An 8159-nucleotide genomic window follows, 5' to 3' on the forward strand; every position below is an offset into this window, starting at 1 on the left:
CTATGAGTTGGCGTTCTCCTTCACCGAGATCCGCCCCTTGCGGATCGTCGCCAGCCGCGGGGCCCGCCTCGCGACGGCGGAGTCATGGGTGACCATGACGAAGGTCAACCCCAGCTCCTTCCACATGCGTTCGAGTACGTCCATGATCTCGTCGCGCATCGACTCGTCGAGGTTTCCGGTGGGTTCGTCGGCCAGCAGCACCTTCGGCTGCTTCACCAGCGCCCGTGCGATGGCGACCCGCTGCTGCTGACCGCCGGACATCTCCCCGGGCAGATGCCGGAGCCGCTCACCGAGCCCGACCGACCGCAGCGCCTCGGCGGCCCGTTCACGCCGTTCCCCGGCCTTGATGCCGAGGGGTACGAGGGCGGTCTCGACGTTCTCCTGGGCGGTGAGCGTCGGGATGAGGTTGAAGCTCTGGAAGACGAAGCCGATGTTCTCGCTGCGCACCCGGGTGAGCCGGGCCTCGGGCAGCCGGGCCAGGTCGGTCCCGTCGAGGACGACCTCACCGGAGGTGGGCCGGTCGAGTCCGCCGAGCATCTGCAGCAGCGTCGACTTGCCGCCGCCGGTGGGGCCCTGGATGACCAGCCGGTCGCCGTCGGCGATGGTGAGGTCGACGCCGTCCAGCGCGTGCACGGTGTCCTTGCCTCGGCTGTAGTGCTTGGTGACGCCTGTGAGTTCGTACATGGTGGTGCGACTCCTGGGATGCGTTGGGGTGTTGGCCGATGTGCAGGAGCGGGACTACTCCACGCGCCGCAACGCGTCCGCGGGCCGCAGGCGCGACGCCCGCCACCCGCCGAAGGCGCCCGCGACGAGCCCACCGGTCACGGCCGGCCCGACCGCGAGGGCGATGGTCGTCACGCTGACCGGGGCCGTGAGGGCGACGTCGAGCGTGCGGGCCGCGGCCTGCCGGCCGGGACCGCCGCCGAACCCACCGCCGCCGAACCCACCGCCGCCGGGACCGTTCGTCCCGCCACCGCCGCCGAGTTCGGCCTGCAACGTGGGGCTGATCGCGGTGACGACGTACGCCCCCGCCAGCCCCAGCGCGATCCCGAGCACACCGCCGACCAGCCCGTTGACGACGGCCTCCCCGACCACCTGCCGGGTCACCCGCCCCGACCGCCAGCCCAGCGCCTTCAGCGTGCCGAACTCCCGCACCCGCCGGGACACCGCGGCGGACGTGAGCAGCCCGGCGACCAGGAACGCGGCCGCCAGTACCACGATCGACAGCCACTTGCCGACGCTGGTGGCGAGGTCGGAGGCGGTGGACAGGGAGCCGGAGACGGTGTCCGCGAGATCGGCGGAGTCCGCGCCGCCGCCCTGGACCCGGCCCTCGTCCGGCCGGCCGGACGGCTGGCCGCCGTCGGCGTCACCGCCGCCCCCTTGCTGGAACTGGCCGCGGGTGAACTGGCCGCTGACCTTGATGACCTGCAGGCTCAGCCCGCCCACCGCGTTCGAGACGCCGTCCTGCGCGCCGACCTCCGCCACGGTCGAGCTCGCCAGGGTCTCAAAGCCCTGGACCATCACCCGGTCGCTGCTCTGTTCCTCGTCGGAGCCGCTGTCCCGCGCGCCGAACCGGAACTGCGGCCCCTGCGCCTGCCCCTCCTCCTGGGAGTCGGCGGCCTTGGTGACGGTCATGTCGGTGCCGAGGCCGTACAGCGACTGCAGGACCTTGTCCTGTGCCTGCCCCATGCCGGAGGACACGGAGTTGACGACGATGACCAGCGCGATACCCAGCGCGAGGCCGGAGGCGACGACGAGGGCCGCCTTTCTGCGGCGGCGCAGTTCGCGCCTCAGGTAGGTGAAGAACATGCGCCGCAAGCCAGGGACGCACCGTGATGACGGAATAAGGCGGGGATAAGAGGAGGATGAGAAGGATCAGGGAAAGACGAGAGGCCGCCCGGGCACGGGCGGCCTCCGCTGTGAGCCTGCGTCAGAGGGCGGAACCGGCCTTCCACTGCGCCCAGCTCATGTTCCAGCCGTTGAGTCCGTTCTCCGGCGCGACCGTCTTGTCGCCGGTGTTCTCGACGACCACGACGTCACCGATCATCGAGTTGTCGTAGAACCACGCGCCCTCGGTGTTGGGGTCGTCGGCGCCCTTGGTGTCGTTCAGGCCGATGCAGCCGTGGCTGGTGTTGACGTTGCCGAAGATGGAGTCGGCGCCCCAGTAGTTGCCGTGGATGAACGTGCCGGACGTGGTCAGGCGCATGGCGTGCGGGACGTCCTTGATGTCGTACTCGCCCTCGCCGTCGTCGTCGGTGAAGCCGACCGTCGCGCCGTTCATCCGGGTCTCCTTGAACTTCTCGGAGATCACCATCTGGCCCTCGTACGTCTTGTTCTCGGGCGAACCGGCGGAGATCGGGATGGTCTTGACGACCTTGCCGTCCTGCGTGACCTTCATCTGCTTGGTCTGCGCGTCGACGTAGGAGACCTGGTTGCGGCCGATGGTGAAGGAGACCGTCTTCTGCTGGACGCCATACACACCCTCGGCGCCCTCGACGCCGTCGAGCGCCAGCTTCAGCGTGACGGTGGAGCCTTCCTTCCAGTAGTCCTGGGGGCGGCAGTCCATGCGGTTGGCGTTGAACCAGTGGCAGGCGACCTCCTGGCCGCTGCTGGAGGTGACGGTGACGCCCTTCTGGACGTCCGCCTTGTTGGTGATCGCCTTGTCGAAGTTGATCGAGACCGGCATGCCGACGCCGACGGTGGTGCCGTCGTCCGGTGTGAAGGTGCCTATGAAGCTGTTGGCCGGGGAGACCGTGGTGAAGGAGGCGTTCTCGTGGGCCTCCAGGCCCTTGGCGTCCTTCGCGGTCACCGCGACCTTGTAGCGCGTGGAGCGCTCCAGCTGGACGCTGGGCTTCCAGCTGGTCCTGTCGGCCGAGATCTCGCCCTCGACGGCCGTGCCGTCGGCCGCCGTCATCGTCACCTCGGTGAGCGTGCCCTTGCTCACGGTGACGGCGGCGGAGTTGTTGATGGAGGCGTTGGTCGAGCCGTCCTTGGGGGTGATCTCGATCTGGGCCTCGGAGGTCTTCTGCGCCGCCGCCTCGTCGACCTTGGCCTGCGAGGTGTCGTTGCCGCCGTCGCCGCCGGAGGCCTCCTCGCCACCGGAACATGCCGAGAGCACCAGAACGCCGCCGAGCAGAGCGGACGCGACCGTGAGGCCCTTGCGCCGCTTACTGTTCGTCATCACACGCTTCTCCATCGTTGCCGATTCCCCACAACCCCGAGAGTCCCCGTTCAGGAGATCTCAACGCTACGACCGGTTCATCCCGTTCCACATTCCCTTGATGTGTGGGGCTCACCACGTCCCCCGCGGCCGGTCGCGGGGAGTGCGGGTGCGGTCCATGCGCCCCTTGAGACGACAAAGCCCCGGACGGCGGTTGCCGCCCGGGGTCACGATTTTCCCAAGCCGCGTCAGCCGACCCGCTTTTCCTCTTCCTCGTCGTCCACATCATCGTCGTCGAGGTCCCAGTCCGGCGAATCAGGGTCGTAGTCCACCTGCTCGCTGCTCCAGGAGGCCTGCTGGAGTTCGACCCCGGGCACCTCGCTGACCAGGTCGAACGGATCCACGAGATACGCCAGTGCCTCCGCGGTGTCTTCCGTCACAGCGCTCTCGGCGTGCGACCGTTCCTCGCCCTGCATATCGGCGTCCTCGGAGATCCGCCGCCGCGCCGCCCGGGTCAAGGCCTCCGGGTCGTCGACCTGGAGGACGAGTTCCACCCGAAGCCGTACAAAACCTGATGTCTCTGTAGTGCTCATGCTCGGAGGGTACGGCCCGGAACCCCCGCGACTTTCCCCCGACCCGCGGCTTTCACTAGCATCGCCCCACACGGCCAATTCGCCAGCGTCACAAGGGGATCGATATTCCGTGTCATCCGCTCGCCGTCCGTTGCTGACCGCCACCGCCGCGGGCACCCTGCTGGGGGCCCTGTGGTTCGTCCCGTCCGCGAACGCCACGGCGGACGGCACGGCGAGAGAGCAGTCCACGGCGACGCCGACGACGCAGGCCCGGGCCATGCCCACGGACACCGCCGACTCGGCGGCCGACGGCACCCGCCTCGCCGACACCGGCAGCTTCGACAGCACGCCCTACGTCCTCGGTGGCGCACTCTGTCTCACGCTCGGTGCCGGATTCGTCGCGTACTCCGTGCGCCGCGAGCGTCTCGGGCTCTGACAAAGATCACTTGACGTGTCCTTGACCTGCACCGCATAGTCCGATCATGAACAGATCATCGGGTGCGCGACTGAGCGCCGCGGCTGCCGTGAGCGCGCTGTCGCTCGCCCTCATCACCGGTTGTGGCGGGGCGTCGGACAACTCCGGCGACTCCAAGGACACGGAGTCCTCCTCCTCGCCGACTCAGGCCGCCAAGGCGCTCGGCACGGCCGAACTGGAGAAGCTGCTCCTCGCTCAGGGCGAGGTCAAGGGCTACAAGGTCGACTCGGGGGACGCCACCCTCCCGAAGTCCAAGACCGAGGTGAAGACCGACAAGGCGGAGTGCGACCCGCTGGCCTGGGCCACCGCCGCTCTCGCCCCGGGTGACACGGACGCGAACGCCGGCAACACCGTCGCGGAGGACAAGGCGTCGTCCGCCACCGCGCAGCCGGAGGACGTCGCGGACGCCTTCAACGTCAACATGACGTTCGTCGGCCTCTCCTCGTACGAAGGTGACGGCGCCGAGAAGGCCATGAAGGCCGTGTCCGACGGCGTCTCGGCCTGCTCGGGCGGGTACGGACTCACCGCCGGAGGCGAGAACTCGAAGGTCACCAAGGTCGCCTCGGTGAAGGGCTCCGGGCTGGGTGACGAGTCGGTGGCGTTCGCCCAGGGCGTCGACATGGACGGCGAGGGCACGGCCACCTTCCACACGGAGGTGGTCCGCAAGGGCAGCACCATCGCCACGTTCTACACCGTGAACTTCGCCGCGCTCGGTACCGGTGAGGCGGCCGAGGTCCCGGCGGCCGTGGTCGAGGCGCAGGTCGCCAAGCTCAAGTGATCCCCGGGGCCCTGCCGGTCGTCCGGCAGGGCCCCTCAACCGTCCTACTGCAGCGGCCCGGTGACGGTCTCCACCGCCGCGACCAGCCGCCCGTCCCGCACGAACGCGTCGGCGGCGGCCAGGTCGGGGGCGAGGAAACGATCCGGCCCGGGACCGGCCACCCCGGCGGCCCGTACGGCGTCGATGACGGCCCGCGTGGCGGGGGCCGGGGTCAGCCCCTCGCGCAGCTCGATCGCGCGCGTGGCGGCGTACAGCTCGACCGCGATGACCCGGGTGAGGTCGTCGACGGCCGTGCGCAGCTTGCGCGCCGCCGACCAGCCCATCGACACATGGTCCTCCTGCATCGCGGAGGACGGGATGGAGTCCGCGGACGCCGGTACGGCGAGCCGCTTCATCTCGCTCACCAGCGCGGCCTGCGTGTACTGGGCGATCATCAGCCCGCTGTCCACCCCGGCGTCGTCGGCGAGGAACGGCGGCAGCCCGTGGCTGCGGTTCTTGTCCAGCAGCCGGTCGGTGCGCCGCTCGGCGACGGACGCGAGGTCGGCGGCGGCGATGGCGAGGAAGTCGAGCACATAGGCGACCGGGGCGCCGTGGAAGTTGCCGTTGGACTCGACACGGCCGTCGGGCAGGACGACCGGGTTGTCCACCGCCGATGCCAGTTCGCGGTCGGCGACGAGGCGGGCGTGGGCGAGGGTGTCGCGTCCGGCGCCGGCCACCTGCGGGGCGCAGCGGACGGAGTAGGCGTCCTGGACGCGGGGCGCGTCGTCCTGGTGATGGCCCGTCAGGCCGGAACCCTTCAGCACGGCCAGCATGTTGGCGGCGCTGGCGGCCTGGCCGGGGTGCGGGCGGATGGCGTGCAGGTCGGGGGCGAGGACCCGGTCGGTGCCGAGGAGGGCTTCCAGGGACAGGGCCGCGGTGACGTCGGCGGACTTGTAGAGGGTGTCGAGGTCGGCGAGGGCCATGAGCAGCATGCCGAGCATGCCGTCGGTGCCGTTGAGCAGGGCGAGGCCCTCCTTCTCGCGCAGTTCGACGGGCTCGATGCCGTGCGCGGCGAGCAGCTCGGCGGCGGGGCGGACGGCCCCGTCCGGGCCCTCGGCGTCCCCTTCGCCCATCAGGGTGAGGGCGCAGTGGGACAGGGGCGCGAGATCGCCGGAGCAGCCGAGGGAGCCGTACTCGTGCACGACGGGGGTGATGCCGGCGTTCAGTACGTCGGCCATGGTCTGCGCGACATCGGGGCGTACGCCGGTGTGTCCGGAGCAGACGGTCTTCAGCCGCAGGAACATCAGCGCCCGTACGACCTCCCGCTCGACCTTCGGCCCCATGCCAGCGGCGTGCGAGCGGACGATGTTGCGCTGGAGCCGGGTGCGCAGTTCCTGGCCGATGTGCCGGGTCGCGAGGGCGCCGAAGCCGGTGGAGACGCCGTAGACCGGGTCGGGCTTGGCCGCCAGGGCGTCCACGATCTCGCGGGCCGCGGTGAGGGCGGCCACCGCCTCGCCGGAGAGCTCGACGCGGGCGCCGGCGCGCGCCACGGCGAGGACGTCGGACGCGGTGACCCCGGACGTCCCCACCACCACAGTGTGCATATCCATATTCAGGAGCGTACGCAGTGAATTCGAAGATGTCACGAGTGGGGGCCGGATGTGACCCTTACCGCCCGGATGCTCGGCGGGCGCCGCCGGGGTGAGTGTCGCTCAGCGGCGGCCGCGGAAGCGGCGGCGTTCGGGCGTGGGGCCCTCGGGGGGTGCGTCGGCGAGGCGTACGACGGGGTCGTCGGGTCCCTCGCGCCCGGCCACGACCGCCTTCGCGGCGCGGACGCCCTTGGCCTGGTACTGGGCGGCGTCCGCGAGCCGGAAGAGGCGGCGGGCGGAGCGGACGGGACCGATCGGGTGCTCGGTGGACGCGACGCCGCAGGCGACTCCGTCGCCGAGTTCCAGCTCGGCGGCGCGGCGGCACAGTTCGTCGGCGACCTTGACGACGTCGTCGGCGGGCGGACCGACGGCGAGCAGGCAGAACTCGTCGCCGCCGAGGCGGGCGGCGAGGGCGCCGGGCAGCATGGCGCCGCAGAGGGAGAGCACGGAGCCGAACCGTTCGAGGAGCCGGTCGCCGAAGGCGTGCCCGCGGGTGTCGTTGACGCGCTTGAGTCCGTTGAGATCACAGACGACAAGACTGACCACGACGCCGTCCCTGCGATGCCGTTCGATGGCCTCGTCCAGGCGCATGTCCACGGCGCGGCGGTTGGCGAGGCCGGTGAGGGAGTCGGTGAAGGCGAGCCGCCGGGCCTCCTCCAGCCGCTCGGTCTGCGCGATCCCGGCGGCGACGACGGCGGCCAGGACGGTGGCGAAGTCGGCGTCGGCGCGGTCGAAGACGGGAGCGCCGAGAGGCCGGGCGACATACAGCTCGCCCCAGGCGCGGCCGTGCAGGACGACAGGAGCGACGACGCAGCACCCCCGCCCTCTCCGCCGCAGCGCGGCGACCCTCTGATGACAGAATCCGGCACGCCCGGCGGTGGGCCCGTCGGCGGTCTCCACCCAGGCGTCGGGTTCGCCGCCACCGGCCCACTGCTCGTGCAGGAACTCGGTGATCTCGGCGAACTGGTGCACCGGGTAGGCCTCGTCCTCCGGGAACTCCTCCTCGCCGTCCGCCCGCTCCCCCACGTTGACGAGCACCCGCAACCGCCCGAGGTCCCGCTCCCACACCGACAGCGCGGCAAAACTCCCGTCCAACGCCCGACACGCCCCGAGCGCGGCGGCCCGCCACGACTCCCGCACCGACTGCGCCGCAGCCATCCCCTGCGCCAACGCCACCACAGCCGCGAGCCGGCTCTCCTCACCCATCACTCCAGGCTAGGGAGGTTTGGGGCGAATGGGGATGTTTGCGGGGCGCCGGGGTGAGACAGCTCACGCCACCAACGCCCCCGCCACTCCACAGCGACGCGGACCTGGGCCTGCGTGGGCCGACGCGGGGCGGGGTCAGGACTGGCGGGAGGGGGGGGCGGCGCGAGTGGGCGCCGGGCGGGCGGGGTGAGCGCCGGGTCCGGCAAGAGGGGGTGGGCGGGGTGAACGCCGGGCCCGGCGGGGGGTGCGGCGCGGGGTGGGAACCAGGCCAGCGGGAGCACGCGGCACGCAGCGGAAACCAGACCAACGGAAGCACGCGGCACGCAGCGGAAACCAGACC

Annotated in this window: 8 protein-coding genes; 2 read left to right on the plus strand and 6 right to left on the minus strand. The window is 71.2% G+C overall.

The window, feature by feature from the left end:
• The 4 genes from KWI83_RS31630 to KWI83_RS31645 form a co-directional block, all read right to left on the minus strand.
• Entirely contained in the window at positions 1–684 is a 684-nt protein-coding gene (locus KWI83_RS31630; RefSeq protein WP_218517817.1) for an ABC transporter ATP-binding protein, read from the minus strand.
• A 54-nt stretch (positions 685–738) separates the two neighbouring features.
• On the minus strand, positions 739–1809 hold the full coding sequence (locus KWI83_RS31635; protein WP_218517818.1) for an ABC transporter permease: 1071 nt from the start codon (positions 1807–1809) through the stop codon (positions 739–741).
• A gap of 121 nt (positions 1810–1930) precedes the next feature.
• The gene (locus tag KWI83_RS31640) at positions 1931–3196 is read right to left on the minus strand and encodes an Ig-like domain-containing protein (RefSeq protein WP_218517819.1); all 1266 of its coding nucleotides are present in this window, start codon (positions 3194–3196) and stop codon (positions 1931–1933) included.
• 212 nt (positions 3197–3408) lie between these two features.
• A complete protein-coding gene (locus KWI83_RS31645) occupies positions 3409–3753 on the minus strand; it encodes a hypothetical protein (RefSeq protein ID WP_256363064.1) in 345 nt (114 codons plus the stop codon).
• 109 nt (positions 3754–3862) lie between these two features.
• On the opposite strand from KWI83_RS31645, the gene KWI83_RS31650 reads away from it, so the two are divergent.
• On the plus strand, positions 3863–4168 hold the full coding sequence (locus KWI83_RS31650) for an LPXTG cell wall anchor domain-containing protein (protein ID WP_218517821.1): 306 nt from the start codon (positions 3863–3865) through the stop codon (positions 4166–4168).
• 46 nt (positions 4169–4214) lie between these two features.
• Positions 4215–4985 carry a hypothetical protein gene (locus tag KWI83_RS31655; protein ID WP_218517822.1) on the plus strand — a complete coding sequence of 257 codons (771 nt, stop codon included), beginning with the start codon at positions 4215–4217 and terminating at the stop codon, positions 4983–4985.
• A gap of 44 nt (positions 4986–5029) precedes the next feature.
• Here KWI83_RS31655 and hutH read toward each other — a convergent pair whose 3' ends face one another.
• On the minus strand, positions 5030–6568 hold the full coding sequence (gene hutH, locus KWI83_RS31660) for a histidine ammonia-lyase (RefSeq protein ID WP_218517830.1): 1539 nt from the start codon (positions 6566–6568) through the stop codon (positions 5030–5032).
• Positions 6569–6676: 108 nt separating this feature from the next.
• The gene (locus KWI83_RS31665) at positions 6677–7819 is read right to left on the minus strand and encodes a GGDEF domain-containing protein (RefSeq protein WP_218517823.1); all 1143 of its coding nucleotides are present in this window, start codon (positions 7817–7819) and stop codon (positions 6677–6679) included.
• Between the last annotated feature and the right edge of the window lie 340 nt (positions 7820–8159).

The organism is Streptomyces sp. TRM70350, assembly GCF_019219825.1.
In the GTDB taxonomy this organism is placed as follows: domain Bacteria; phylum Actinomycetota; class Actinomycetes; order Streptomycetales; family Streptomycetaceae; genus Streptomyces.

What these genes read in the sequence shown, in the direction of transcription:
- KWI83_RS31630 (WP_218517817.1), bottom strand. Translation starts at nt 684, where the DNA reads ATGTACGAACTCACAGGCGTCACCAAGCACTACAGCCGAGGCAAGGAC.
- KWI83_RS31635 (WP_218517818.1), bottom strand. Translation starts at nt 1,809, where the DNA reads ATGTTCTTCACCTACCTGAGGCGCGAACTGCGCCGCCGCAGAAAGGCG.
- KWI83_RS31640 (WP_218517819.1), bottom strand. Translation starts at nt 3,196, where the DNA reads ATGGAGAAGCGTGTGATGACGAACAGTAAGCGGCGCAAGGGCCTCACG.
- KWI83_RS31645 (WP_256363064.1), bottom strand. Translation starts at nt 3,753, where the DNA reads ATGAGCACTACAGAGACATCAGGTTTTGTACGGCTTCGGGTGGAACTC.
- KWI83_RS31655 (WP_218517822.1), top strand. Translation starts at nt 4,215, where the DNA reads ATGAACAGATCATCGGGTGCGCGACTGAGCGCCGCGGCTGCCGTGAGC.
- hutH (WP_218517830.1), bottom strand. Translation starts at nt 6,568, where the DNA reads ATGCACACTGTGGTGGTGGGGACGTCCGGGGTCACCGCGTCCGACGTC.
- KWI83_RS31665 (WP_218517823.1), bottom strand. Translation starts at nt 7,819, where the DNA reads ATGGGTGAGGAGAGCCGGCTCGCGGCTGTGGTGGCGTTGGCGCAGGGG.